This window comes from Nonomuraea sp. NPDC050643 (assembly GCF_040654715.1).
Classification (GTDB): domain Bacteria; phylum Actinomycetota; class Actinomycetes; order Streptosporangiales; family Streptosporangiaceae; genus Nonomuraea.
The window spans coordinates 217,302-243,044 of the sequence record NZ_JBFAIM010000002.1 but is presented as its reverse complement, the minus strand read 5'-3'; the positions used below and the strand labels follow the sequence as shown (position 1 = coordinate 243,044).

General features: G+C 71.0%; 27 protein-coding genes, 1 tRNA gene and 1 riboswitch. Of the genes, 14 read left to right on the top strand and 14 right to left on the bottom strand.

Going from position 1 to position 25,743, the window contains the following annotated elements; translation table 11 throughout:
* The first annotated feature begins 1 nt into the window (after position 1).
* Positions 2-949 carry a cysteine synthase gene (locus tag AB0I15_RS03350; protein ID WP_358089385.1) on the top strand — a complete coding sequence of 316 codons (948 nt, stop codon included), beginning with the start codon at positions 2-4 and terminating at the stop codon, positions 947-949.
* 88 nt (positions 950-1,037) lie between these two features.
* Here the strand turns inward: AB0I15_RS03350 and AB0I15_RS03345 are convergent, their stop codons facing one another.
* Positions 1,038-2,897, bottom strand: a complete 1,860-nt coding sequence (locus AB0I15_RS03345; protein ID WP_358089842.1) for a hypothetical protein — start codon at positions 2,895-2,897, stop codon at positions 1,038-1,040.
* An 85-nt stretch (positions 2,898-2,982) separates the two neighbouring features.
* Positions 2,983-3,309, bottom strand: coding sequence for a hypothetical protein (locus tag AB0I15_RS03340; protein ID WP_358089382.1), 327 nt, complete (start codon positions 3,307-3,309; stop codon positions 2,983-2,985).
* Between the two features lie 105 nt (positions 3,310-3,414).
* Between AB0I15_RS03340 and AB0I15_RS03335 the strand changes: the two genes are divergently transcribed.
* The 3 genes from AB0I15_RS03335 to AB0I15_RS03325 all read left to right on the top strand — a co-directional run bounded on the left by AB0I15_RS03335 (position 3,415) and on the right by AB0I15_RS03325 (position 5,883).
* Positions 3,415-4,206, top strand: coding sequence for a thioesterase family protein (locus tag AB0I15_RS03335; protein WP_358089379.1), 792 nt, complete (start codon positions 3,415-3,417; stop codon positions 4,204-4,206).
* A 103-nt stretch (positions 4,207-4,309) separates the two neighbouring features.
* Positions 4,310-5,134: a glutamate racemase gene (gene murI / locus AB0I15_RS03330; RefSeq protein ID WP_358089376.1), complete on the top strand. Its 825-nt coding sequence runs from the start codon at positions 4,310-4,312 to the stop codon at positions 5,132-5,134.
* The gene (locus tag AB0I15_RS03325) at positions 5,131-5,883 is read left to right on the top strand and encodes an MBL fold metallo-hydrolase (RefSeq protein ID WP_358089373.1); all 753 of its coding nucleotides are present in this window, start codon (positions 5,131-5,133) and stop codon (positions 5,881-5,883) included. Before murI ends, AB0I15_RS03325 begins: the two co-directional genes overlap by 4 nt.
* Here AB0I15_RS03325 and AB0I15_RS03320 read toward each other — a convergent pair.
* Positions 5,868-7,106, bottom strand: a complete 1,239-nt coding sequence (locus tag AB0I15_RS03320) for an MFS transporter (protein ID WP_358089370.1) — start codon at positions 7,104-7,106, stop codon at positions 5,868-5,870. The two genes, AB0I15_RS03325 and AB0I15_RS03320, sit on opposite strands and share 16 nt — an antisense overlap.
* A 68-nt stretch (positions 7,107-7,174) precedes the next feature.
* On the opposite strand from AB0I15_RS03320, the gene rph reads away from it, so the two are divergent.
* From rph to AB0I15_RS03295, 5 genes are all read left to right on the top strand, one after another.
* Entirely contained in the window at positions 7,175-7,894 is a 720-nt protein-coding gene (gene rph / locus AB0I15_RS03315; protein WP_358089367.1) for a ribonuclease PH, read from the top strand.
* Positions 7,891-8,481, top strand: coding sequence for an RdgB/HAM1 family non-canonical purine NTP pyrophosphatase (rdgB, locus tag AB0I15_RS03310; RefSeq protein ID WP_358089364.1), 591 nt, complete (start codon positions 7,891-7,893; stop codon positions 8,479-8,481). Before rph ends, rdgB begins: the two co-directional genes overlap by 4 nt.
* Before the next feature lie 46 nt (positions 8,482-8,527).
* Entirely contained in the window at positions 8,528-10,231 is a 1,704-nt protein-coding gene (locus AB0I15_RS03305; protein WP_358089362.1) for a molybdopterin-dependent oxidoreductase, read from the top strand.
* Between the two features lie 116 nt (positions 10,232-10,347).
* A complete protein-coding gene (locus AB0I15_RS03300) occupies positions 10,348-11,112 on the top strand; it encodes a toxin glutamine deamidase domain-containing protein (RefSeq protein ID WP_358089360.1) in 765 nt (254 codons plus the stop codon).
* Positions 11,109-11,378 carry a hypothetical protein gene (locus AB0I15_RS03295; protein ID WP_358089357.1) on the top strand — a complete coding sequence of 90 codons (270 nt, stop codon included), beginning with the start codon at positions 11,109-11,111 and terminating at the stop codon, positions 11,376-11,378. The genes AB0I15_RS03300 and AB0I15_RS03295 overlap by 4 nt, the downstream gene beginning before the upstream one ends.
* A gap of 109 nt (positions 11,379-11,487) precedes the next feature.
* On the opposite strand, the gene AB0I15_RS03290 is transcribed toward AB0I15_RS03295, so the two are convergent.
* The 4 genes from AB0I15_RS03290 to AB0I15_RS03275 form a co-directional block, all read right to left on the bottom strand.
* Entirely contained in the window at positions 11,488-13,977 is a 2,490-nt protein-coding gene (locus AB0I15_RS03290; RefSeq protein ID WP_358089354.1) for an FtsX-like permease family protein, read from the bottom strand.
* A gap of 1 nt (position 13,978) precedes the next feature.
* Complete coding sequence (locus AB0I15_RS03285; protein WP_358089351.1) at positions 13,979-14,731, bottom strand: ABC transporter ATP-binding protein; 753 nt, start codon at positions 14,729-14,731, stop codon at positions 13,979-13,981.
* 114 nt (positions 14,732-14,845) lie between these two features.
* Entirely contained in the window at positions 14,846-15,496 is a 651-nt protein-coding gene (locus tag AB0I15_RS03280; protein ID WP_358089348.1) for a response regulator transcription factor, read from the bottom strand.
* A 13-nt stretch (positions 15,497-15,509) separates the two neighbouring features.
* On the bottom strand, positions 15,510-16,679 hold the full coding sequence (locus AB0I15_RS03275) for a histidine kinase (protein ID WP_358089345.1): 1,170 nt from the start codon (positions 16,677-16,679) through the stop codon (positions 15,510-15,512).
* Between the two features lie 164 nt (positions 16,680-16,843).
* Between AB0I15_RS03275 and AB0I15_RS03270 the strand changes: the two genes are divergently transcribed.
* Positions 16,844-17,326, top strand: coding sequence for a hypothetical protein (locus AB0I15_RS03270; protein WP_358089342.1), 483 nt, complete (start codon positions 16,844-16,846; stop codon positions 17,324-17,326).
* A 25-nt stretch (positions 17,327-17,351) separates the two neighbouring features.
* Here the strand turns inward: AB0I15_RS03270 and AB0I15_RS03265 are convergent.
* Positions 17,352-17,434, bottom strand: a tRNA-Leu gene (locus AB0I15_RS03265).
* Positions 17,435-17,544: 110 nt separating this feature from the next.
* Positions 17,545-18,018: a thioredoxin-dependent thiol peroxidase gene (bcp, locus tag AB0I15_RS03260; RefSeq protein WP_358089339.1), complete on the bottom strand. Its 474-nt coding sequence runs from the start codon at positions 18,016-18,018 to the stop codon at positions 17,545-17,547.
* A gap of 152 nt (positions 18,019-18,170) precedes the next feature.
* On the opposite strand from bcp, the gene AB0I15_RS03255 reads away from it, so the two are divergent.
* A complete protein-coding gene (locus tag AB0I15_RS03255; protein ID WP_358089336.1) occupies positions 18,171-18,503 on the top strand; it encodes a DUF3618 domain-containing protein in 333 nt (110 codons plus the stop codon).
* A 56-nt stretch (positions 18,504-18,559) separates the two neighbouring features.
* On the opposite strand, the gene AB0I15_RS03250 is transcribed toward AB0I15_RS03255, so the two are convergent.
* Positions 18,560-19,753: an amino acid deaminase/aldolase gene (locus AB0I15_RS03250; protein WP_358089334.1), complete on the bottom strand. Its 1,194-nt coding sequence runs from the start codon at positions 19,751-19,753 to the stop codon at positions 18,560-18,562.
* Between the two features lie 137 nt (positions 19,754-19,890).
* Between AB0I15_RS03250 and AB0I15_RS03245 the strand changes: the two genes are divergently transcribed.
* Both AB0I15_RS03245 and AB0I15_RS03240 read left to right on the top strand, forming a co-directional pair.
* Positions 19,891-20,490: a DUF6286 domain-containing protein gene (locus AB0I15_RS03245; protein WP_358089331.1), complete on the top strand. Its 600-nt coding sequence runs from the start codon at positions 19,891-19,893 to the stop codon at positions 20,488-20,490.
* On the top strand, positions 20,487-20,999 hold the full coding sequence (locus AB0I15_RS03240) for a hypothetical protein (RefSeq protein ID WP_358089328.1): 513 nt from the start codon (positions 20,487-20,489) through the stop codon (positions 20,997-20,999). Before AB0I15_RS03245 ends, AB0I15_RS03240 begins: the two co-directional genes overlap by 4 nt.
* On the opposite strand, the gene AB0I15_RS03235 is transcribed toward AB0I15_RS03240, so the two are convergent.
* The 3 genes from AB0I15_RS03235 to gcvT are packed head-to-tail and all read right to left on the bottom strand — an operon-like array spanning position 20,986 to position 23,892.
* Positions 20,986-22,362, bottom strand: coding sequence for an L-serine ammonia-lyase (locus AB0I15_RS03235; protein ID WP_358089326.1), 1,377 nt, complete (start codon positions 22,360-22,362; stop codon positions 20,986-20,988). The genes AB0I15_RS03240 and AB0I15_RS03235 overlap by 14 nt on opposite strands.
* Positions 22,363-22,417: 55 nt before the next feature.
* Complete coding sequence (gene gcvH, locus AB0I15_RS03230; protein ID WP_358089324.1) at positions 22,418-22,810, bottom strand: glycine cleavage system protein GcvH; 393 nt, start codon at positions 22,808-22,810, stop codon at positions 22,418-22,420.
* Complete coding sequence (gcvT, locus tag AB0I15_RS03225; RefSeq protein WP_358089321.1) at positions 22,807-23,892, bottom strand: glycine cleavage system aminomethyltransferase GcvT; 1,086 nt, start codon at positions 23,890-23,892, stop codon at positions 22,807-22,809. Before gcvT ends, gcvH begins: the two co-directional genes overlap by 4 nt.
* Positions 23,893-24,022: 130 nt before the next feature.
* Positions 24,023-24,120: riboswitch (glycine riboswitch) on the bottom strand.
* 94 nt (positions 24,121-24,214) lie between these two features.
* Here gcvT and AB0I15_RS03220 point away from each other — a divergent pair.
* On the top strand, positions 24,215-25,045 hold the full coding sequence (locus AB0I15_RS03220; protein WP_358089318.1) for a hypothetical protein: 831 nt from the start codon (positions 24,215-24,217) through the stop codon (positions 25,043-25,045).
* Between the two features lie 7 nt (positions 25,046-25,052).
* Here the strand turns inward: AB0I15_RS03220 and AB0I15_RS03215 are convergent, their stop codons facing one another.
* Positions 25,053-25,742, bottom strand: a complete 690-nt coding sequence (locus AB0I15_RS03215) for a gamma-glutamyl-gamma-aminobutyrate hydrolase family protein (RefSeq protein WP_358089315.1) — start codon at positions 25,740-25,742, stop codon at positions 25,053-25,055.
* Position 25,743: the final 1 nt, after the last annotated feature.

Here is a 25,743-nt window from a genome sequence, read left to right as displayed (position 1 = left end):
CATGCGTTTCGACTCGCTGATCGACTCGGTCGGCCGCACACCTCTGGTCGGGCTGCCGAGGTTGTCGCCCTCCGCCGACGTGCGGGTGTGGGCCAAGCTCGAGGACCGCAACCCGACCGGGTCGATCAAGGACCGGCCGGCGCTCTGGATGATCCAGGAGGCCGAGAAAGACGGGCTGCTCACGCCCGGTTGCACGATCCTGGAGCCCACCAGCGGCAACACCGGCATCTCGCTCGCGATGTCGGCCAAGCTCAAGGGCTACAAGCTGATCTGCGTGATGCCGGAGAACACCTCGGAGGAGCGCCGGCAACTGCTGCGCATGTGGGGAGCGAAGATCATCTCCTCGCCCGCCGCGGGCGGCTCCAACGAGGCCGTGCGCGTGGCCAAGGAGCTGGCCGCGCAGAACCCGTCGTGGGTGATGCTCTACCAGTACGGCAACCCGGCCAACTGGCGCTCCCACTACGAGAGCACCGGCCCCGAGATCCTCGAAGACCTGCCCACCGTCACCCACTTCGTCGCCGGGCTCGGCACGACGGGGACGCTCATGGGGGTCGGGCGGTTCCTGCGGGAGCGGGTGCCCGGCGTGCAGATCGTCGCGGCCGAGCCGCGCTACGGCGAGCTGGTCTACGGCCTGCGCAACGTGGACGAGGGCTTCATCCCCGAGCTCTACGACGAGTCGGTGCTGACCACCCGCTTCTCGGTCGGCTCGGCCGACGCCCTGCGGCGCACCCGCGAGCTGCTGGCCTCCGAGGGCATCTTCGCCGGCGTCTCGACCGGGGCCGCGCTGCACGCCGCGCTGGGCGTGGCCGCCAAGGCGGTCAAGGCGGGCGAGCGCGCCGACGTCGTGTTCGTGGTGGCCGACGGCGGCTGGAAATACCTGTCCACGGGCGCCTACGAAGGCACCCTGGAAGAGGCAGAAGAGCGCCTCGAAGGCCAGCTCTGGGCCTGAAAGACGCATGAGAAGGGCGGCCGGTCATCGGACCGGCCGCCTTTCTCATGTGCTTGCCGAGCTGGTCGGACAGCAGGTGCTCGTCGAGCTAGTTGAACAGCAGGCGCAGCGAGAACGACGCCTCGGTGTCGGTCTGCGTGCCGCTCAGGCCGACGGCCCGCAGCACCTGGGCGTTGGCCTTGTCCTCGCCCTGCATGGACTGCAGGTAGAACTTCTCGACCTTGTCCAGGTCCACGAAGAGCGCGTAGTTGGCCTCGCCGGCGTTGGGGATCGCGGTCTGGAACGTCTCCGAGTCGGCGAGCGTGCCCTCCTCGGACAGTTTCTTGGCGTACTCGTCCGTGGTCGCGACCGTGAACACCCCGTCGCCGGCGAGCTTGGCGATCTGCGGGGCGGGCTGGCCGCTCTGCGACATCGCCTGCGTGACCTTGTCGAGAACGGCCTGCGCCTTGGCCGGGTCGGTGGCGATGCGCACGCCGCCCTTGATCTGGTCGCTGTCCAGGCCCTCACTGTCGACCGCGACCGTGAGGTTCTGGCCGAACAGCGTGGCCAGGTCACCGGGCAGCGACAGGCCGAACTTCGTCTTGGCCTGCTCGAGGAGCTGCGTGATCTCCGCGCTGCCGGAGGCCGCGGCCTGCTTCTCGATCTCGGCCCACTGCTTGGTGACGACCTGGTCGAGGCCAGAGACCGACAGGGCGCCGGCCGTGCTGGCGGGCAGGGTGCCGAGGTTCGCCTTGGCCAGGTCACCCTCGGGGGCCATGCCCTTCGCGCCGCGCACGACGCCCGCGAGCTCGACGTAGGCGCTGTCGAAGCGCAGGGCGCCCGCGAACCTGGCGTCCTTGACCTGGTCGAGCGCCGCCTGCGGGGTGCCCGCGACCTCCTTCTTGGCCAGCTCGAGCATGCCGCCCATGTCGGCCCAGAAGGACAGCACGCCCTCCTCGCCGACCGCGCCCATGTCGTCGCTGAACTCGCTGTTGTCGGCCAGGCTGCCCTCGCCCTGCGCGTACTTGTCGGCGAGCTGCTGCGTGGCGGTCAGCAGCGCGTAGTCCTCGCGGAAGGCGATGCCGTACTTGTCGCCGTCCATGAGCTTGGCGATGCCGGCCTTGGCCTGCTCCTGGTCCTTGACCTGGACGGCCACCGCGAAGTCGGGCTCCTCCTTGCCGGAGGGGACGGCCGCGACGCCGATCCGGCTGCCCAGCCACGGGTCGACGTCCTTGGCGAAGTCGACCTTGTCGTCTCCGTCGTTGAGCGTCTCGAAGAGCGCCTTGCGCGGGTCCTCGCCGGAGAAGCTGTCCTTGGTGACCGTGAACTTCCTGGCGAGCTGGAACAGCGCCAGCTTCTGGTTCGCGGCCGGGTCGAGGTCGATCCGGGCGTAGGCGACCGAGTTGGCGGGCAGCACCTCGTTCGGCTGTGTGCCGCCGCCGCCGAAGGCTCCCACGGCCCACACCGCGCCGCCGCCGAGCACGACCACGGCGAGCGCCGCCGCGACGGCGATCACCCAGCTCTTGCGGCCCTTCTTGCCGGGCTCGGCCGGGCCGAAGCCCTCGGGGCCCTGCTGCTGCCAGCCGCCCTGGGCGTACTGGTCCTGTTGCTGCCAGCCCTGCTGTTGCTGCTGTTGCTGCCAGCCGCCCTGCTGCGCCTGCTGCCAGTTCTGCTGACCCTGCTGGCCGTACTGGCCGGGGTCGTAAGAGGGCTGTTGCTGCTGCTGCCCGTGCTGGGAGCCATAGGAGGGCTGCTGGCCGTAGGACGCCTGCTGTCCGTAGGCCCCCTGCCCCTGGTCATAGGGCTGCTGCTGCTGACCATAAGGCTGCTGCTGGTACGGCTGCTGTGGCGGGTACGGCTGTCCCGGATACTGCGCCGTCGGCGGGGTCTCCGGCTGCTGCCCCTGGTTCCAGTTGTATGCCGTCGTCCGGTCAGGATCCTGGCCATAGGGGGGATTATTCGCAGACATCACTCAACTCACAATGTGGACTTTTGACCACAGAGAAGGTAGCTGATGTTGCTAGACGGGCGCTTGCAATGTACTGAAGTCGGCTTCAGACCCGGTTGAGCTCCTTCCTGAGGACGTCGATGTGGACCTCACCCCCGCCGTAGTCGGCGACGTTCTCCCACGGCACGAACGTGCACCCCGCGTAGACCAGGCGGGCCAGCGTCCGCGAGAACCAGGTGGAGTTGCCCTGGCGGTCGCGCGTGAGGCCGAGCAGCAGCGGGGCGCGGCGGCTGGAGGCCACCAGCCCGTAGACGGTGTGACTCTGCTGGAGCTCGCCTTTGTGCCTGACGACCCGGATGTCCACCACGAAACCGACCCACACCCCGTTGGAGTCCCAAACGGACTGACCGATGAGTTCGGTGACACTTGCCATGATCGAACTCTTTCAGCCGAATCATGTTTTCGCAGGTAGGCACGCTGATGGGCGAATGCTCTAGAGTGCCTCTAGAATATCGTTCCAGAGGTGAGGCAGGCGCGGATGACGAAGTTCGACGAGGCCACGCAGGCGATCAGGGTCGACGAGGACACCTATGACGTGTGCCTCGATCCCGGCTACGCGATCGGCGGCCCGCTCAACGGCGGCTACCTGATGGCCGTGATCCTGCGCGCGGCGGTGGACGCCTCGCCGTTCGAGCACCCGGTGAGCACGACCGCGCAGTTCCTGAAGGCTCCGGTGGCGGGTCCGGCGCAGGTCAGGGTCGAGCCGCTCAAGGCGGGCAGGACGGCCGCGTTCGCCAGGGTGACGCTCGTACAGGAGGGCGTGGCGCAGATCGAGGGCCTGGTCACGACGGCCACGCTGCAGGGCGGCGAGCCGATTTATGCCGATAAAGCGGCCTATGACATGCCGGACCTTGCGGACTGCGTCAAGCTCCCCGACCCCAAGCCCGAGTCCGGCATGACCCTCAACGCCCAGATGGACCTGCTCTTCGACCCGCCCACGATCGGCTGGCTGAAGGGCGCGCCGACCGGCCGGCCCGAGTCGCGGGCGTACTTCAGGATGGCCGAGCCCCAGGACCCCGACCCGTACGTGCTGGCGCTGGCCGTGGACGCGCTGCCGCCCGTGGTGTTCTCGGCCGGGGCCCGCGGCTGGGCGCCCACCGTGGACCTCACCTGGCACCTGCGCGCCCTGCCCCGGCCCGGCTGGCTCACGCTGCTCGGCAGCGGCCGGCTGGTCGCCGACGGCTGGTTCGACGAGGAGGTCGAGGTGCGTGACTCCGCGGGCCGGCTCGTGGCCCAGGCCCGCCAGCTCGCCCGCGTCGGGAGGGGCTGACAGGGCTGGGTGTGACCAAGACAACACCGCACCAAGCTCATGTGTCGCACGTGTGAGCATTCTTACGCAGTGTTGATCGCGCAGGTCGCCTACCCTCTAGAGCGTGCCGGACGCGAGTATTGGGATCTTCGACAGCGGGGTCGGCGGTTTGACGGTCGCTCGAGCGATCATCGACCAGCTTCCCCATGAATCGATCACCTACGTGGCCGACACGGCCCATCAGCCGTACGGGCCGAAGCGCATCGCGGAGCTGCGCGCCTACGCCCTGGAGGTGATGGACCACCTCGTCGAGCAGGACGTCAAGATGCTCGTGATCGCCTGCAACAGCGCCAGCTCCGCCGTGCTGCGCGACGCCCGCGAGCGCTACGACGTCCCCGTCGTCGAGGTGATCCAGCCCGCCACCAGGCGCGCGGTGCGGGCCACCCGCAACGGCAGGGTCGGTGTGATCGCCACCAAGGCGACCATCGACTCCATGGCCTACCACGACGCCTTCACCGCGGCGCCCGACGTGCAGCTCACCGGCGTGGCCGCCCCACGCCTGGTGGAGTACGTCGAGCGAGGAGAGACGACGAGCGATGAGCTCATCGAGGTCGTACGCGACTACCTGGAGCCCATCAGGGCCGCCGGGTGCGACACCCTCATCCTCGGCTGCACCCACTACCCGCTGCTCACCGGCGCGCTCTCCTATGTGGCCGGTGACGGGGTCACGCTGGTCTCCAGCGCCGACGAGACGGCCAAGGACGTCTATCGGATCCTGCACGACCGCGATCTGGCGGCAGGGAGCGAGGCCACCCCCCGGCACCGTTTCCGCGCCACCGGCGACTCCCTGCTCTTCGCCCGGCTCGGGCGGCGTTTCCTGGGCCCGGAGATCGATGTGGTCGAAGTCGCACCAGTGGGGGGTACTACCTTTAACGGGAGGCCCACATGAAGGTGACCATCGTCGGATGCTCGGGAAGCTATCCCGGGCCCGACAGCCCAGCATCCTGTTACCTCCTCGAATCCGACGGGTTCAGGATGTTGCTCGACCTCGGCAGCGGGTCGCTGGGCGCACTGCAACGCCATATCGGCCTGTACGACGTGGACGCGATCTGCCTGTCCCACTTGCACGCCGACCACTGTCTCGACATTTGCGGATATCACGTGGCCCGCACCTACGGCCCGGAGGCCCCCTATCCCACCGTGCCGGTCTACGCTCCAGCCGACGCCCCCGCGCGGCTGGCGGCCGCGTACGGCATGCCGGAGGAGCCTGGCCTGGAGACCGCCTTCGAGTTCGTCCCCCTGACGGCCGGCTCCTACGAGATCGGCCCGTTCACCCTCACCGCCGGCCTGGTCAACCACCCCGTCGAGGCCTACGGCTTCCGGGTCACCAACGGTGCCAGAAGCGTGGCCTACTCCGGCGACACCGGGGAGTCCGGCGAGCTGGTGAGGCTGGCCGCGGGCGTCGATCTGCTGCTGTGCGAGGCGTCGTTCGTCGAGGGCCCCGACCTGCCGCCCGACCTGCACCTGACCGGCCGCCAGGCCGCCCAGCACGCCGCCAAGGCGGGCGTCGGCAGGCTCGTGCTCACCCACCTCGTCCCGTGGAACGACCAGGTCACCGTGCTCGACGAGGCGTCGGGCGGCGGCTACGACGGCCCGTTCGAGCTGGCGCGCAGTGGAGCGGTCTACGACCTGGCCTGAGCCCGCGTGAACTTCCGCATCCGCGGCAGCGGCGTGAACAGCAGCGGGACGAACGCCAGCAGCCTGGCCGTCATGAACACCCACAGCGCCTGACGTACGCCGATCTGCTGGGCGACGAGGCCGCCGAGCAGCGCGCCCAGCGGCATCATCCCCCACACCATGAACCGGACGGACGCGGTGGTCCGGCCGAGCAGGTGCTCCGGGACCACGGTCTGGCGGTAGGTGAGCTGGCCCACGTTCGCCAATGCAGCGCTCCAAGAGAGCGCGATGGAAGTGATGGCGAAGAACACCACCCGCCAGTCGGCCTGCGTCAGTGGCAGCAGCAGACCGAAAGGGGCGCCCAGAGTGACGGCCAGCCAGGTCATTCTGGCCGGGCCGTATTTCCGGGACAGCCAGCCGCCGGTCAGCCCGCCGAGCAGGCCGCCGATCCCGCCGGACATCAGCAGCAGCCCGATGGCGCCGGGCGGCAGCCTGACCTCCTCGGCCAGGAACAGCACCGACAGGCCGAGCACGGCGCTCACGGACAGGTTCACGGCCGCGGACGAGGCGGTGAACATGCGCAGCAGCCGGTCCTGCCACACGTACGCCAGTCCTTCGCGGATGCCGCGCAGCAGCGGGCCGCGCTCGGCGTCGCCGGGCGGCCGGTCGGGCACCTTGACCGAGCCGAGGAAGAGCACCGAGGCCAGCGCGCCGAACGCGGTGGCGACCAGCGTGCGCGGCGCCCCTAAGAGCTGCACCAGCAGGCCCCCGAGTCCGGGGCCCGCCAGGAACGCTCCTGAGCGCACCACCTCCAGCTTGGAGTTGCCGTCGCTGAGCTGTTTGGTGCTGACCAGATCAGGCAGGTACGTCTGGTCGGCCACGTCGTTGAACACCTGCGTCGCCCCCGCCAGCAACGCGATCACGAACAGCATCCCGATCGACAGCAGCCCCAGCTCGGCCGCCACCGGGATGCTCCCGAGCAGCGCGAACCTGGTCAGGTCGGACACCATCATCACGCGCCGCTTGCGCATCCTGTCGACCCACACCCCCGCGGGCAGGCCGATCAGCAGGAACGCCGCCGTCTGTAACGCCGATAGCAGCCCCACCTCCGCGGGCCCTGCGTGCAGCACCAGTACGGCTACGAGCGGGAGGGCCACGCGTGAGATATTCGCCCCGATCTCGTTCGCGACGTGCGAACTGAGGAACCGGAGGAAGTCAGGGTTTCGCAACACCCCCGTTGTCATTGCGTAAGGATCCATGTGTCGGACACATTTGGTCAAGAGTGTTGTGGCGCGGAGATAGGGTGATCTGCATGTCCAGACAGGATGGCCGCAACCCTGACCAGCTCCGTCCCATTAGCATCACCAGGCAATGGCTCACGCATGCCGAGGGATCGGTCCTGGTCGAATTCGGCGGCACCAGGGTGTTGTGCGCGGCCTCGGTCCAGGACAGCGTGCCCCGCTGGCGCAGAGGCAGCGGTCAGGGCTGGGTTACGGGCGAATACGCGATGTTGCCCCGGGCGACCAATACTCGCAACGATCGCGAATCGGTCCGCGGCAAAATCGGCGGCCGGACTCATGAGATATCGCGCTTGATCGGACGTTCGCTACGCGCGTGCGTCGATTACAAAGCGTTGGGCGAAAACTCCATTCTGCTTGACTGCGACGTGCTCGACGCCGACGGAGGCACCAGGACCGCCGCGATCACGGGCGCCTACGTGGCATTGGCCGACGCCATCGCCTGGATGCGCGAGCGCCGCATGTGCCCGGGCGACCCGCTCATCGGCTCCGTCTCCGCGGTCTCGGTCGGCGTGGTCGGCTCGGTGCCGATGCTCGACCTCTGCTACACCGAAGACGTCGCCGCCGAGACCGACATGAACGTCGTGATGACCGGCGAGGGCAGCTTCGTCGAGGTGCAGGGCACCGCCGAGGGCGCGCCGTTCGACCGGGCCGCGCTCGACCAGCTCCTCGACCTGGCCGTGGCCGGTTGTGAGGAGCTCGCGCTGATCCAGCAGGAGGCTCTGGGATCATGAGGATCGTGCTGGCCACCCGCAACGCGGGCAAGATCGCGGAGCTGCGCCGCATCCTGACCGGGTTCGAGATCGTCGGGCTCGAGGAGTTCCCGTCGATCGGCGAGGTCGCCGAGACCGGCGTCACCTTCGAGGAGAACGCCCTGCTCAAGGCACACGCCGTCGCCCAGGGCTCCGGGCTGCCGGCGGTGGCCGACGACTCGGGGCTGTGCGTCGACGTGCTCAACGGCATGCCGGGCGTCTTCTCGGCCCGCTGGGCGGGGCGGCACGGTGACGACCGCGCCAACCTGGACCTGCTGCTGGCCCAGATCTCCGACGTGCCCGCCGACAAGCTGACCGCGCACTTCGCCTGCGCCGCCGCGCTGGCGCTGCCGTCGGGCGAATACCGGGTGGTCGAGGGCACGCTGCCCGGCCGCCTGGTCACGACGCCGCGGGGGTCCAACGGCTTCGGCTACGACCCGATCCTGGTGCCCGACGGCGAGGAGCGCACGACCGCCGAGATGGCGCCCGGGGAGAAGGACGCGATCAGTCATCGGGGGCGGGCCTTCAGGGCGCTGGCGCCGATCGTGCGCGAACTGCTCAGCTCGTAACCACCGCGTAAGAACCCCGGGGTGCGGGCCGACGTACCGTCAGAGTGTGCGTAGGAATGAGATGGTGCCCGCCTGGGCGGGCGCTTTGGCGGGATTGACGGCCGGGGGCGTGGCCCTCGGGATCGCCCAGCTCGTGGCCGGGGTCGTCGGGCCGGAGACGTTCCCGGTCGTGGCCGTGGGCGACGGGACCGTCGATCTGACGCCCGCCCCGGTGAAGGACTTCGCGATCAGGACGTTCGGCGAGAACGACAAGGCGGTCCTCGTCGGGGGCGTGCTGGTGGTGCTCGCCGCGGTGGCGGCCCTCATCGGGGTGGCGGCCGGGCGTCGGCTGGTTTACGGCCACGCGGGGCTGGCGGCGTTCGGGGCGGTCGGGCTGGTGGCGGTGCTGACCCGGCCCGGAGCCGGGATCCTGGACGCGCTCCCGACCGTGGCCGGCGTGGCCGCCGGGGCATGGGCCCTGTCCTGGCTGGTACGCCGCGCGGGCGGGCCGGCCCTTTCCCCGGGCGGCACGGCAGGTGTCACGGACGGCCTCGCGGGCTCTACGGGCGCCGCAGCGGGCTCTGCGGCCACGGGTGCCACGGTCGGTGCCGGGGACGGCGCTGGGCCGGGTGCGGACGCTCAGGAGCGTTCCAGGGGCGAAGCGGAGCGGCCCGGTGTGATGCGGGCCGGGGCGGATCTGAGGGCCTTCGACCGGCGGCGGCTGCTGACCGGCGTGGCCGGGGGCGTGGTGGTCGCCGGGGCGGCCACGGTGCTCGGACGGCAGCTCGGCGGCCGGCAGGCGGTGGACGCGGCGCGCGTCGGGGTGACCCTGCCCAAGCCGGCGACCCCGGCCAGGCCCATCCCGGCGGGCGCGGACCTCCGTATCAACGGCCTGTCGCCGTTCATCACGCCGAACCGGGACTTCTACCGCGTGGACACCGCGCTCGTCGTCCCCCAGGTCGACCCCAACGACTGGAAGCTGCGCATCCACGGCCTGGTCGAGCGGCCCGTCGAGCTCACCTACGCCGACCTGCTGAAGCTGCCGCTCACCGAGGCCGACGTCACGCTGACCTGCGTCTCCAACGAGGTCGGCGGCCCCTACGTGGGCAACGCCCGCTGGCTCGGCGTGCGCATGGCCGAGATCCTGCGCCAGGCCGGGCTGCGGCCGGAGGCCGACATGCTGCTGTCCACCTCCGCCGACGGCTTCACCTGCGGCACCCCGGTCGACGTGGTGATGGACGGCAGGGAGGCGCTGTTCGCGATCGCGATGAACGGCGAGGTGCTGCCGGTGGACCACGGTTTCCCGGTGCGCCAGGTGGTGCCCGGCCTGTACGGATACGTCTCGGCCACCAAGTGGGTGGTGGACGTCAAGGTGACCAGGTTCGACAGCGACCAGGCGTACTGGACGCCGCGCGGCTGGTCGGCCAAGGGCCCCATCAAGACCCAGTCGCGCATCGACCTGCCCAAGGCGGGCGCCTCGCTGAAGGCCGGGCGCGCCACGATCGCGGGAGTGGCCTGGGCGCAGCACACCGGCGTGGACGCCGTGGAGGTGCGGGTGGATCGCGGGCAGTGGCGGGAGGCGAAGCTGGCCGAGGTGCCGGGCCCCGACACGTGGCGGCAGTGGTCGATCGACTGGGACCTCGCCGCGGGCGGGCACACGATCGAGGTGCGGGCGACCGACGCCGCCGGGCGTACCCAGACCGACCGGCTCGCGCCGCCCGACCCCGACGGCGCCACGGGCTGGCACTCGATCACGGTGCAGGTGGCCTGAGTTCGGCTGGTTTGCCCAGGTAGGGCGGGTGATCGTGGCGGAGAATCTCGCCGACTTCGCCTCCCCGCCGCGGCGCCGCCTCTACGATCGGTCGTCGAGTATGACAGGAGGCGGCCGTGTTTCGCGAGCACAAGCCGAGTGTCCGGTGGGTTCTTCCAGAAGGGCAGTACAACCCCGTGGTGGCGGAGGGGGTGCGGTGGCTCGACTACGAGCAGGCCGCCGACCCCGCCCGTGAGGCCACCTTAGAGCGGCAGGAGGACGCCGACTGGTTCGAGCGGCCGGAGCGTCCGCCCAGGCTCGCCGACAGCCGCCCGTACGGCGTGCGGGGCGGGCTCGCCCAGCCCGACCCGCAGGTGGAGCAGGACCTCGCCGACGCGCTGCGGTCGAGCACGCGATTTCCCGACCCGCGCGGCACCTGGGTGCGGCTGATCAACGGCGGCGGGCCCGCCGACGACCCGTTCAGGGCCACCAACGCCGCCGACTGCGCGCTGGCCGTGCTGTCCACCTGGCACGGCGAGCCGGCCGCGGCGGCGCCGAGGCTGCCCGAGTACGACCGGATCGGCCGCCCGGTGCTGACCGGCGAGCAGGGGAGCGTGGCCAGGATCGAGCGCTGGGTGGGCGGGCGCCTGCAGTACGCGGGGCAGGGGCGGCACGCGTACCCACTGATCGCGCGGCGGCTGATCGAGGCCGGGCACGGGGCGGGCGCGGTCATCGTGGTGCGCTGGCCGGGCGGCGGCTCCCACGCCTGGAACGCGGTCAACGCCGGTGGAGAGGTGATCTGGATCGACGCCCAGCGGGGGCACATGTCCGTCGAGCCGCCGTACCGGACGGTGACCGGGGTGTTCTGCGTGATACTCGACCGCCGGGGGCTGCCGCGATGAACCTGGATCAGGCCAGGGCGCTGGCCGAGGAGTACTTCAACGGGGTCCGGCCGGAGGAGGAGACGGTGCCGGTCGGCGTGTACGGGTTCGACGGCGGCTACGTCGCCTGGGTACGCGACCTCGAGCCCGACGACCCGGCCCAGTTGCCGGAGACGGCCGGTGGCGGATGCGTCGTGATCGACCGGGCGACGGGCGAGGTGGTGGCCAGGCCGCTGCTCGACCCGGAGACCGTGGCCGAACTCTGGCCGGGCCGTACGCCGCGCTGAGGATCGTTCCACCGAGAAGGCCGGGCGCCGCCCCCATAGGACGCCCGACCTGCCCACTCCTTCTATCCCGCTTTTTCGCCTTTATTCAACTAAGGGGGTTTAGTCCGGGTTACCCCGTGGCCAGAGAGCCGACGATCGAGGCGCGCGCCGCGCGGCGCGCCGGGAGTACGGCGGCCAGCACACCGGCCAGCCCCGACAGCACCACGAACAGCACGATCTGCGTCACGGGCACCGAGAGGATCGCCCCGTCCACCATCGCCATGATCGCGGCCCACCCGAAGACGACGCCCAGCACCACGCCCACCAGCGCCCCGATGAGCCCGAGCACCAGCGCCTCCAGGGACAACATCCGGCGTAGCTGCGGCCGGGTCAGGCCCAGGGCCCGCAGCAGGGCCGACTCCCTGGTCCGCTCGTGCACCGACAGGGAGAGCGTGTTCGCGATGCCCAGCAGCGAGATCAGGATCGCCAGCCCGAGCAGCCCGGTGATGACCATGAGCATCATGTCCAGGGTCTCGTCGAACTGCCCGCGTACCTCGGTCGAGCTGGTCACCTGCACGGTCGGGTACGCCGCCGCGGCCGCGTCCACGGCCTTGCGCGCCTGCAGGGGCGGCACGCCGTCCTTGATGGTGATCAGCACGCGCGAGTCCGGCACCGCGCCGAAGTACGCGTCGAACTGCCGCTCCGCGATCGTGACCGGCGGCAGCGACGACTGGGACCCGTCGAGCAGCGCGACCACCCTCAGCGACACGGTCCCCTTGTGCTTCGTCCTGAGCGGGACCGAGTCGCCGACCCGCAGCGCGAGGGTCTCGGCCACGGACTCCTCCACCGCGACCTGGCCGGCGCCGAAGCCCTTCATGGAGCCGGCGCCGACGTACGGCTCGATGGGGCCGCTGAAGGTGCCGACGCCGAAGCGCTTGCCCCCGACCACGGCCCTGGTCTCGCGGAGTTGCGCCACGGAGCTCAGCTCCGGACGCCCGCGCAACTCCGCGGCCACGGACCTGGGGATCACGGGCTCGCGCTCCTGGGCGGCCAGCATGTAGTCGATCGGGAACTGTTCGTCCAGCTTGGAGGTCATCGTCACCCTGACGGACACGGTCACCACGGAGATGAGCGTCATCAGCGTCACGCCGATCGTCAGCGCCACCGTGGTGGTCGCGGCGCGCTTCGGGTTGCGGCCCGAGTTGTCCACCGCCAGGCGGCCCGGCACCCCGAACAGCCGGCGCGGGATCCAGCCGACGAACGCGCTGAGCGGCCTGACCAGCACCGGGCCCCAGATCAGCACCGACAGGAACGTCAGCGCGCCCCCGGCCATCACGACGAGCAGGGAGACCTGCAGGCCCGGCTCGATCACCAACACGCCCACACAGGTCGCCGCGATCCCCGCCGCCAGGAAGAGCGTGGCGAAGCCGCCCCGGACGAGGCCCGTGCGGAACGTCTGCTCCTCGACCTGGCTGCGCAGGGCCGCGATCGGCGGCACCCGGGTGGCCGACCTGGCCGGCAGCAGGGCGGCGCCCAAGGTGACCACCAGGCCGACGGCCAGGCCGATCCCGATCGTGGCCGGCGTGAGCGCGACGGTCGCGTCCGTGGGCAGCGGGGCGTCGAACGCGCGGAGCACGATCATCGTGACCGAGGCCAGGCCGTACCCGATGAGCAGGCCCATCGCGGCGGCCAGCAGGCCGACGACGGCCGACTCCAGCAGGATCGAGCCGAACACCTGCCCGCGCGTGGCGCCGATGCAGCGCAGCAGCGCCATCTCCCGGGTGCGCTGGGCGACGAGGATGTTGAAGGTGTTGTAGATGACGAGCGCGGCCACCATCATCGCCACGACGCCGAACATCAGCAGGCCCAGGGTGATCACGCGGGTCTCCACCCCGGCCGCCCTGCCCAGGTCCGCCGCCAGCTCGCCGCCGGTCTTGACGGTGTACGCGCCGCCCACGGCCGTCGCGACGGCCTGCTTCAGCCCGGGGTCCGCGCCCTTGACGTCGATCTCGCGGTAGCCCTTCGCGCCGGTCATCAGTTGCGCCGTGGCCGGCGTGAAGCCGACCGCGCCGGTGAAGGCGAGCTCCTGGTCCAGGCCGGGGTCCAGGAGGCCGACGAGCCTGAACCGGTGCTCGGCCCGCTCGGCGTCGAGCACGGTGATCGTGTCGCCGAGCCGCATGCCCTCGGCCTTGGCGGTGTTCTTGTCGAGCACCGCCGCCCGGTCGTCGGTGCCGGGGCCGGTGCCGGAGACGATGTCGGCACGGTCGAGCGGGCCCTGGACGATCGACAGGGCGGTCGTGGGGGCGTACCCGACGGTCTTGCCGTCCTTGCCGAGCAGCGGCGCGGGGGCGCGGATCAGGCCCTGGGCCTCGGTCACGCCGGGGAGCGCGCGGACGCGCTCGAGGACCTGCTCGGGCAGGACGTCACCGGACCCCTTGGCCAGCACCGCGACGTCCACCTTGCCGGCGTCGGCCGTGACCCGCTGGGAGAAGCCCGCCTCAACGGTGTCGTTCAGCACGAACGTGCCCGCGATGAACCCCACGCCCAGCATGATCGCCACCGAGGTCAGCAGCAGTCTCAGCCGGTGCGCGCGCAGCCCGGCCAGCGCCGTCCTCAGCACCTCACGCCTCCAGCCGGACGAGCGTGTCCAGCACCGACTGCGGCGTCGGCGCGGTGATCTCGGTGACCAGCTCGCCGTCGCGCAGGAAGACCACGCGGTCGGCGTACGAGGCCGCCATCGGGTCGTGGGTGACCATGACGATGGTCTGGCCGAGCTCGTGCACCGACGTGCGCAGGAAGGACAGGATCTCGGCGCCGCTGCGCGAGTCCAGGTTCCCGGTCGGCTCGTCGGCGAAGATGACCTGCGGCTTGCTGATCAGCGCCCTGGCCACGGCCACGCGCTGCTGCTGGCCGCCGGACAGCTCGGTCGGCCGGTGCGAGAGGCGGTCCCCGAGCCCGACGGTCTCGATGACCCGGTCGAACAGCGCCTGGTCGGCCAGGCGGGCGGAGATCTCCAGCGGCAGGCGGATGTTCTGCTCGGCGGTGAGCGTGGGCAGCAGGTTGAACGCCTGGAAGACGAAGCCGATCCGCTCGCGGCGCAGCAGCGTGAGCCGCTTGTCGTCCAGGCCGGTCAGCTCCACGTCGCCGATGTGCACGGTGCCGGAGGTGGCGGTGTCGAGGCCGGCCAGGCAGTGCATGAGGGTGGACTTGCCGGAGCCCGAGGGGCCCATGATGGCGGTGAACGCGCCGGTGGCGAAGGACACGTTCACCCCGCGGAGGGCGTGGACCTGGGCGTCGCCCTGGCCGTACACCTTGGTCAGGTCGGTGGCCAGAACCGCGGGCGGGGCTTGACGCCGGGTCTCGGTGAGCGTCACGGAGGTCGTCCCTTCCAAATCACGAAATTTCAACGCGACCAACGCTAGAAGCGGAAATTTCGTGATTCATGGGTCCTGAGGAGGGACTTCTCCTGCGCCCGCAGATGACCCCGGTCAGACTTTCGGCTGAGGGGAGGGCACGATCAGGCCGGCCTCGTACGCGTACACGACCACCTGCGCCCGGTCCCGCAGCCCCAGCTTGGCCAGCACCCGGCCGAGGTGCGTCTTCACCGTCGCCTCCGCGACCTCCAGCCGGCCCGCGATCTCCATGTTGGACAGGCCGCGCCCCACCATGAGCAGCACCTCGCGCTCGCGCGGCGTCAGGTCGCCGGAGGGCGGCGGCGCCCCAGAGGGGAGCTGCGCCGCGAAGCGGTCCAGCATGCGCCGCAGCGTGGCGGGTGAGACCACGGCCTCGCCCGCGTGCACGATCCTGATGGCCTGGACCAGGTCGGCCGGCGGCACGTCCTTCAGCAGGAACCCGGCCGCGCCCGCCTTGATCGCCGAGAACGCGTACTCGTCGAGGTCGAACGTGGTCAGGATCAGCACCTTGGGGCCCTTGATGCGCCGGGTGGCCTCCACGCCGTCCATGGTGGGCATGCGCACGTCCATGAGGACGACGTCGACCTCCGTGCTCTTGAGGATCTCCAGCGCGGCCGCCCCGTCACCGGCCTCGGCCACCACCTCGATGTCCGGCTGGGCCCCGAGCACCATCTTGAACCCGGCCCGCAACAGCGCCTGATCATCGACCAGCATCACGCGAATCATCCCGCCGCCTCCTCTATGCCGCCTTGACCATGGGCAATCTGGCCAGCACCTCGAAGCCGCCGCCCTGCCGGGGGCCGGCCGACATGGCGCCGCCGTACATGCCGACCCGTTCGCGCATGCCGATCAGGCCGTGGCCGTCGGGGCTGCGCGGGGCCGCCGCGCCCCGGCCGTCGTCGGTCACCCGGACGACGAGATCGGGGCCGTAGTCGATCTCCACGTCCGCTCGGACGCCGGGGCCGCCGTGCTTGAGCGCGTTCGTCAGGGCCTCCTGGACGATGCGGTAGACGGCGAGCTGCTGGCCCTCGGGCAGTTCGGCGGGCTCGCCGCCGACCCGCAGCCTGGCGGGCACGGCCGAGCCGCGTACCAGATCCTCGAGCTGGCCGAGGCCGGGTTGCGGGGTGTAGTCGGTGCCGGCGGCCTCGTTGTCGCGCAGGACGCCGACCAGCCGGCGCATCTCGGCGAGGGCGGCGCGGCCGGTCTTGGAGATGTTCCTGACGGCCAGGCGGGCCTGGTCGAGGTCGCTGTCCAGGGCGTAGCCGGCGCCGTCGGCCTGCACCACCATGACGCTGACGTTGTGGGCCACGACGTCGTGCAGCTCCCTGGCGATCCTGGCGCGCTCGGCCGCCGCGGCCATCCTGGCCTGCTGGTCGCGCTCGCGTTCGGCGCGCTCGGCGCGTTCCTCCAGGCCCTCCAGGTAGCGCCTGCGCGTGTTGGCGTACAGGCCGGTCAGCCAGATGGTGACCACGAAGATGGAGCCGCTGAAGAACATGCCGAACGTGGCGGCGTACCAGTTGACCAGTGCCAGGAACATGCCCAGCTCCGCCACCAGGCCGGCGGCCACGGCCCAGGCGAACGAGCACCGGTAGGCCACCGCCCAGAGCGCGATCAGCACGGCGAGGTTGGCCGGCAGCGGGTCGACGTCCGCCAGCCACTGCCCGAAGCTGACCAGGGAGACGGCGGAGAAGACGGTCAGGGGCCGGTCCTGCCACACCAGCGGCGCCAGCAGCAGCGCGGACAGGCCGAGATAGCCGGCCACGCCGAGGTAGGCCCCGCCGCCGGTGGGCGGGGTGATCGTGGCGTAGGGAATCGCCAGGAGGGCGCACAACGTCGCCAGGGGGGCGACCCGGAGGACGCCCGCCAGCCTCTCGTGGCGTCTGGACCACGCCCGTACCTTGCCGAACACATCATCACGATATGTAGGACCAGGCCGCCATTTGTCCGTCTTGAGGCGGAAGTCCAACTACGACCCAGGTCTTACATGACGTGGGCCTTACGCGGGGCTTACGGTGGCTTGGGCACGATATCTATGGGAGCGCCCCCTAGCGGGGCGAGTAAAGGGAGATCGTGATGGCGGATCATGATCGCGACGCCGGGTCGCGCGGCGAAGAGGAAGCGCCGCGCGACCCGACCCGACAAGAGCCGACCCAGGAGCTGCACGAGCCCGGGTTGAAGTACGGGGAGCAGGCGGACCAGCCCTATGCGCGCATCCCGCCCACCACGCCTATCCCGGTCGCCCCGGAGGACGATCGGTCCTTCAGGGGATTCCTGCGCCGCAGGCGCACCCAGGTCACCGCGGCGGCCGTGTTCGGCCTGGTCATCGGCGGCCTGCTCGGCGGGACCGTGGTGGCGGCGTTCGACGGGCTCACGGAGCGGCACCCCCGGCCTGACGTGTGGATGGAGCTCGACGGCTGGAGCCCGCACCGCGACTTCAGAGGGCCGGAGTGCTTCCGGACGGAGGACGGCTCCTCCTGCTCCAGGAACCGCATGGTGCTTCCCCGTAACCCGGATGACGCCTGGATCGTGGAAGAGGACGAGCCGGTCTTCGAATGATCTGCCGGGCCTGCGGTGACCGGTGTGCGGGCGGGGGGACTCGAACCCCCACAGTGTTTCCACCAACAGGACCTAAACCTGCCGCGTATGCCATTTCGCCACGCCCGCGCCGTTCCCGCCGCAGCGGGCTCGTGACAGTTTAGCGCTCCCCATGAGGGCGAGGGTCGTCGTTGGGCCGACAAAGCGGGCCCTCTCCTCGAAAGAGGGCCCGCCCTCGGTCAGGCCAGGCCAAGCTTCTTCATGAGCGAGGCCACGTGGCCCGTCGCCTTCACGTTGTAGAGCGCCTGCTCGACCTTTCCGTCACCGTCGATGACGAACGTCGAGCGGAGCACGCCCACGACCTCCTTGCCGTACAGCTTCTTCGTGCCGTACGCGCCGTAGGCCTGGTGGACGGCCAGCTCAGGGTCCGACAGCAAGGGGAAGGTCAAGGTGTCGCGCTCGACGAACTTGGCCAGCTTCTCGGGCTTGTCCTTCGACACGCCGAGGACGACGAATCCCTCGTCGGCGAGGCGGCCGAGGTTGTCGCGGAAGTCGCACGCCTGCTTGGTGCAGCCGGGGGTCATCGCGGCAGGGTAGAAATAGAGGATCACCCGCTTGCCGCGGTAGGCGTCAAGGGAGATCGTGCCGCCGTCGGCGGTGGGTAGCGTGAACTCGGGCGCGGCGTCGCCGGGCGCGAGCTTGGTTTCGGTCAAAGGGCCCTCCTCAAGTTCCTCCCGTCAACCTACCGGCCTGGCCGCCGTGCCGTACGGCGTGCCGACCTGACAGACTGATCACGACCAGAACGGACGGAGCCCGCACGGCACGCGGAGCGGGCGCGGCCACGCGTACGGTCGAAAGGAGAGCCATGGCTGACACCGATCCCGACGAGCTGGAGCGGCGGATCGCGCGGACGCGCGCGGAGTTGGCGCACACGGTCGACGCCATTGCCGACCGGGTGAACCCCAAGCGGGTCGCCGAGCGCACGGTGGCCGACGTCAAGAGCCGGGCCGGCCACCTCGTGGCGTCCGTGGGCGATGCCCTGGGCGTCACGCCGAAGCCGGTCGACTACGCCGACGACCCCGATCGGGTGTGGGACGACGAGCGGCCCGACCTGGGGCCGGTGCTGATCGGGATCGGCGCGGTGCTGGTCGTGGGGGCGGCCATCGTCCTGTGGCGACGCCGACGCCGCCTTCGCTGATCGACCCGGCCGGCCCGAGCGGCCGGCCGGTCTCGGCCGGCCGGTCTCGGCCGGTCTCAAAGGAAGGTCCGGCCCTCGCCGCGGTAGGTGGGGATCGAGTCCACCGGGCCGTCGCCGTCGACGAGGTGGAGCGTGTCGAAGCGCTCGCACATCTCGCCCGCCTTGGCGTGCCTGAACCACACGCGGTCGCCGATCCGCAGGTCCTCGGCCGCCTGACCGCGCAGCGGGGTCTGCACCTCGCCCGCGCCCTCGTCGGGCACGTACCGCAGCCCGGCCGGCAGGTACGGCTGAGGCAGGCGACTCGGCCCCGCCGCGCCCGAGGCCGGATAGCCGCCGCCGAGCACGGTCACCGTGTCGAGGGCCGGGCGGCGTACGACGGGCAGGGCGAACAGGGCGGCCGGGTGGCCCGTGAAGCCGCGGTAGAAGTCGAACAGCCTGGGGTGGAACAGCCCTGAGCCCGCGGCCACCTCCGTGACGGCCTTCTCGCGCACGGTGCGCTCGACGGACCCGGTGCCGCCCCCGTTGACGAACTCGAGGTCGGTGACCTGGCGGACGGCGTTCACGACGCGCCCACGCCGGACGATGAGCTCCTTGGCCGATCGCGCCTGCATGACCCGGATGGCCCGCGCGTAGAGCGCGCCGGTCTGCGGGGCGTCGCCGACCCCCGCGATCTGCGCCTCGTACGCCAGCAGCCCCGACAGCCGGAACCCCGGCCGCTTGGCGATCGCGGCGGCCAGGTCGGCGGCCTCCTCCGGCTCGCGGATGGGGGAGCGGAGCACGCCGGCCCGGAACCTGCCGCCGAAGGCGACGTACGCGGTGTCGATCTCGATGCAGATCCTGATCTCGGCGCGCGGGCGGGCCCCGGCCACGGCCGCGTCGATGAAGTCCAGGTGGGCGGGCGAGTCGATGGTCAGCGTGATCTGCCCGGCCGCGTCCGGGTCGGCGGCGAGGGCGGCGAGCGCGTGCCGGTCGGCCGTGGGGTAGGCCACGAGGATGTCGGTGAAGCCGTGCCCGGCCAGCCACAGCGCCTCGGGGAGGGTGAAGGCCATGATGCCCTGGAAACCGTCCATGGCCAGGATGCGTTCGAGCAGGGGGCGGCTGCGTACCGACTTGCTGGCGACCCGGATCGGCTTGCCGGCGGCCCGGCGTACGAGGTCGGCCGCGTTGGCCCGCATGGCGGCCAGGTCGAGGATCGCGAACGGTGGTTCGAGGGCCGCGGTGACGCGGTCGTACCGCTGGCGGTCATCCATACCAGCAGGGTAACGACATATCCGGCGAATGAATATGAGTGTGTTTCACATTAATTTCCGCTCCCGTAATGTTCGGGCAAATCGGCGGCGAGGGCGCGGTTCAGGCGATGCGGGCCCCATGTACGTCTGTCGTTGTGATGACCACGCTTCAGCAGATATTGCCCGGGGCCGCCGTCACCCCGCGGCACACCGGGCTGCGCAGGGCGAGCAGGGTACTCAGGCCGGCGCGTACCGTTCCGGGCGCCCTCGTCGCGGTCACGCTGACCGCCGGTCTGGGGGTGACCTCGGCCGAGGTGGTGTCGGGCCTGCTCGGCTCGCCGCTCGGCTGGGTCCCCGTCAACGACCTGGTGGAGCTGGCGGGCAGGACGGCCTGGCCGCAGACCTCGACCGCCGCCCTGACCATGGCCGGCGCCGGGGCGCTCATGCTCCTGCTGGCGATCCTGCCGGGCCGCTCCAGGCTGCTGCCGGTCGAGACGTCCGACCCGCTGATCGTCGTCGGCATCACCCGCTCGGGCCTGCGCCGCACCTTGTGCGCAGCCGCCCAGCAGGTGACGGGGGTGGACAAGGCCCGCGTACGCCTGCGCAGGCGCACCATCGAGGTCACCGTGATGACGGGGGCGGAGAGCTCGGGTGCGATGCTGCGGCAGGTCGGCACCGCGGTGGGTGACCGCCTGTCGGGCGTGGGCACGCTCAGCACGGCCGAGGTCGTGGTCCGCCTGCGCAGGAGGGGCGCGTGATGCGCCAGTACGCCGGCAACCGCGTGGGCCTGGCCGTCGTCGGCGCGACCCTCCTCGGGCTCGGCGGCTACGCCTGGCTCCGCGGCCACGACCAGTTCTTCGACCTCCCGCCCAACGCGAAGGTCCTGCCCGCCCAGACCTACCGCACGCTGGCCGAGGAGCCCTGGCCGCTGTGGATGCTCGCCCTGGCCCTGCTGCTGCTGGCCCTGGTGGCGCTGCGCTGGCTCCTGCTCTGCTCGGGCTGGGGCCGCCGCGGCGCCCACAACGGCACGGGCACGGCCATGCTGTTCGTCGGCCTCAAGGGTGTGGAGGGGCTGAGCCGGGCGGGCGTGCGGGTGGCGGAGGACGGGCTGCGGATCGGGCTGACGTGCCCCGCGAAGGCGGACGTGGGCGCGGTGGTGACGAAGCTGGACGGGGACATCGTGGGGCGCATCCGGCGCGAGGTCCGCGACGACGAGTGCCCGGCCGTCGTACGCCTGCACGTACGACGGGCCGTCAGCACTCGATGACGTTGACCGCGAGCCCGCCGCGTGAGGTCTCCTTGTACTTGTCCAGCATGTCGCGGCCGGTGTCGCGCATCGTCTTGATGGCCTTGTCCAGGGCCACGTAGTGGCGGCCGTCGCCGCGCAGGGCGATCCTGGCGGCCGTGATGGCCTTGTTGGAGGCCACCGCGTTCCGTTCGATGCACGGGATCTGGACCAGGCCGCCGATCGGGTCGCAGGTCAGGCCCAGGTTGTGCTCGATGCCGATCTCCGCGGCGTTCTCCACCTGCTCGGGGGTGCCGCCGAGGACCTCCGTGAGCGCGGCCGAGGCCATGGAGCAGGCCGAGCCGACCTCGCCCTGGCAGCCCACCTCGGCGCCCGAGATGGAGGCGTTCTCCTTGAACAGGACGCCGATCGCGCCGGCCGTCAGGAGGAAGCGGACCACGCCCTCGTCGTCGGCGTGCGGGACGAAGCGGGTGTAGTAGGTCAGGACGGCCGGGATGATGCCGGCGGCGCCGTTGGTGGGGGCCGTGACGACGCGGCCGCCCGCGGCGTTCTCCTCGTTGACCGCCAGGGCGAACAGGGCCACCCAGTCCATGACCTGCAGCGGATCCTTCTCGGCCGACTCCGACTGGAGGCGGCGGTGGAGCTGGTTGGCGCGGCGCTTGACCTTGAGGCCGCCGGGCAGGACGCCCTCCTTGGCGATGCCGCGGCGGACGCAGTCGGACATGACCTGCCACAGGTGCAGCAGGCCCGCGCGGATCTCCTGCTCGGTGCGGCCGAAGGCCTGCTCGTTCTCGAGCATGAGCGCGGAGATCGACAGGCCCGTGTTCAGGCAGTGCTTGAGCAGCTCTTCGCCGGTGGTGAAGGGGTAGGGCAGGACGGTGTCGTCCGGTTTGATGCGGTCGGCGCCGGTGGCCTTCTCGTCCACGACGAAACCGCCGCCGACCGAGAAGTAGACCTTCTCCCTCAGCTTCTCGCCCGAGGCCTCGTACGCGGTGAAGCGCATGCCGTTCGGGTGCTCGGGCAGCGAGATCTTGCGTTCGAAGACGAGGTCGTCGCCCACGACGAAGGGGATCTCGTGGCTGCCGTACAGCTTGACCGTGCCCGACTCGCGCATCTCGGCCAGCCGGCCGTCGATGCCGTCCACGTCCACCAGCTCGGGCTTCTCGCCGGACAGGCCGAGCAGGACCGCCTTGTCGCTGCCGTGGCCCTTGCCGGTCAGGCCGAGTGAGCCGTAGAGGATGGCCTCGACGCGGGTCACACGCTCGAGCAGGCCGTCCTCGTGCAGGCCACGGGCGAACCGGTGCGCGGCCGCCATGGGGCCTCCCGTGTGGGAGCTGGACGGGCCGATGCCGATCTTGAAGAGGTCGAAGACGCTGATCGCCATTGATGTGCGCCCTTCATGAAGGCCGGGGCCCACGTCGGGGCCCCGGTGGAATGGGTCAGGAGTCGCTGCCCGAGGTGAGCGCCGTGTACTCCTCGGGCGACAGCAGGTCCTCGGGGTCGCCCTCGACGCGAACCTTGAACATCCAGCCGTCGCCGTACGGGTCGCTGTTGGCCAGGCCCGGGTCGTCCACGATGGCCTGGTTCACCTCGACGATCTCGCCGCCGACCGGGGTGTAGATCTCGTTCACCGACTTGGTGGACTCCACCTCGCCGATCGAGTCTCCCGCCTCGACGCTCGCACCGACCTCGGGAAGCTGCACGTAGACGACATCACCAAGCTGCTCGGCGGCGAAGGCCGTGATGCCGATGGTCACGGTGAGGCCGTCGTCGAGGCCGGCCACCCACTCGTGCTCCTTGGTGTAGCTCAGGTCGTCAGGGATGTTGCTCACTTGTTCCTCCTGTAAAAGGGCAGCTCTACCAGGTCCGTAGGTTCTTGGCTGCCCCGGATGTCCACAGCCAGGCCTGTTTCGGCGCCGGTGTCGACGTAGGCCATCGCGATGGGCTTTCCCAGGGTCTGGGAGGGCGCTCCGCTGGTGACCTCGCCGACGACGACGCCGTCTTTGGTGACCGGGTAACCGTGGCGCGGCACCCGGCGGCCCCGCGCGACCAGGCCGACGAGCCGGCGCCGGGGCGGGTCGTCCTTGACCGCCTCGAGCGCAGACCTGCCGACGAAGTCGCCGGGCTTGTCGAATTTCACCACCCTGCCCAGCCCCGCGTCGAACGGGGTGAGCTCCGCGCTCAGTTCGTTGCCGTACAGCGGCATGCCGGCCTCGAGCCTGAGCGTGTCGCGGCTGGACAGACCCGCGGGCCTGAGCCCGTGCGGCTCGCCCGCCGCCATGAGCGCGTGCCAGAGCGGCACCGCGTCCTGGTTGGCGACGAACAGCTCGAATCCGTCCTCGCCGGTGTAGCCGGTACGGGCGATCAGCGCCTGACGCCCGTCGACCAGGCCCGGCAGGCCCGCGTAGTACTTGAGGCCGGCGAGGTCGGCGTCGGTGAGCGTGGCCAGGATCTCCTGGGAGCGCGGGCCCTGGACGGCGATGAGGGCGTACTGGTCAGAGCGGTCCTCGACCACCGCGTCATACGACTTAACGCGATTTTTCAGCTCATCGCCGACCTTTTCATAGTTCGACGCGTTCGCGACGACCATGAACTCCTCGTCCGCCAGCCGGTAGACGATGAGGTCGTCCAGCACCCCGCCGCGCTCGTCCACGATCATCGTGTACCGGGCCCGCCCGGGTGCCAGCGCCGACAGGTGGCCGACCAGCGCGTAGTCGAGCGCCTGCCCGGCCTGGGGGCCGGTCAGGAAGATCTCGCCCATGTGCGAGAGGTCGAACAGCCCGGCCGTCTCGCGGACGGCCTTGTGCTCCGCGGACTCGCTCCCGTACCGGAGCGGCATGAGCCAGCCCGCGAAGTCGGTGAGCGTGGCGCCGAGGCTCTCGTGAACGTCTCGTAGCGGTGTCGGTCGGGACATTTGTCGCACCTCAGGACAGGATTGGATGCCAGCATCCTCCCCCTCTGTCATCGATGCCTGAGAGCTTCGCCCGAGTTTTGCCGGACTTTCACCTTCGGCGAGGCCCACAGGCCTGCTTTCCAGAGGTCACCTCGTCCGTGCGGTCCTTTGCCTTGAGAGGTTTGCGGGGAGGGCTTGCTCCTTCAGGGACCCTGACCGGCTGTCAGGGTGCTCTCCCGCACGGTTTCGCCGGTGATGTCCGTCAGCCTAGTGCTGTCATGGGGGTGTTGTCGCGTTCTGATCTCCGGTGAACCGCCCCGGGTGTCCGTGACGTCACAAAGGTATGCGCCGACTCACCGGTCTCATCGCGACCGCCGCCCTGGTCTCCTGCGGTACGCAGGAGCCCGCCGCTCCCACGCCGGCCCGCTACGAGGCCAGTCTGACCGTGCTCGAAGGCGGCGGGCACGGCCCGCAGTTGTGCTCGGCCGTCCAGGAGTCGCTCCCGCCGCAGTGCGGTGGCCCCGACGTCGCCGGGTGGGACTGGAGCAAGGTGGAGCACGAGTCGCTGAACGGGGTGAAATGGGGGTCGTACCGGGTCGTCGGCACGTGGGACGGCGCCCGGCTGACCCTCACCGAGCCGCCCGGCGCGCCCGTCAAGGCGGCCCCGCCCGCCGACGAGGACCCGTTCGCGAGCCCGTGCCCCGCCCCCGAGGGCGGCTGGCGGCCCGTCGATCCGGCCAGGACGACCGAGCGCACCATGCAGAAGGCGATGGACCGGGCCAGGACGGCGAAGGAGTTCGCGGGCGCCTGGATCGACCGGCTCGGACCGGAGCCGGACCCGGCCACGGAGGAGCCCGTCGACGCGCGCCGTTACGTCCTCAACCTGAAGTTCACCGGCGACCTGTCCGGCCGGGAGGCGTGGATCCGTGAGGTCTGGGGCGGCGCGCTGTGCCTGAGCGGGGCCGAGCGCACCGAGGCCGAGCTGCACGCCATCCAGCGGAAGGTCGAGGACGAGCTGGGCGACGGGATGTTCGCCACCACGCCGGACACGATGACGAACCAGGTGAGCGTGGGGGTGTGGGTGGCCACCGACGACCTGCGGCGCAGGCTGGAGGACGAGCACGGGGCGGGCGCCGTGGTGCTCGACGGCCTGCTCAAACCGGTCGGCGGGTGAGCGCCGGTCAGCAGGCCCCGACGAGCGCCTCGAAGAGGGCGTGGTCCTCGGCCGCCTCCGGATGCCACTGCACCGCCATCGCGAACCCCTTCGAGTCGAGCTCCACGGCCTCGATCGTGCCGTCCTCGGCCGTGGCCGTCGCCGTGAGGCCCGGCGCGAGGCGGTCGATGGCCTGGTGGTGGTAGTGCGGGACCGTCACCGGGTCCTCCCCGAGTGCCTTCGCCAGGCGGCTGCCGGGCGCCGGGAACACCGGCAGGGGCCCGAACCGGCCGGGCCCGGGGCAGTGGCCCGTGTGCCCGACCACGTCGGGAAGGTGCTGGTGGAGGCTGCCGCCCAGGGCCACGTTGAGCACCTGGAGACCACGGCACACGCCCAGGAACGGGACGCCGCGGTCGAGGGCCGTGGTGAGCAGCTCGAACTCGGCCTCGTCCCGGAACCGCCGGACGTAGCCGGTGTGCTGCCCCGGATCCTGGCCGTACCTGGACGGGTCGATGTCGCCGCCACCGGCCAGGATGAGCCCGTCGAGGCCGCGCAGGGCGGCGGCGGGCCGGCCGGCCGGCGGGAGCACGACGGGCTGGCCGCCGGCGCGTACGACCTGCTCCACGTACGTGTACGGCAGCAGCGCCGCGGTGGTGTCCGGCCACACCGTGAACGTGGCCGGCTCGACGTAGCAGGTGATGCCGATGAGCGGAACCATG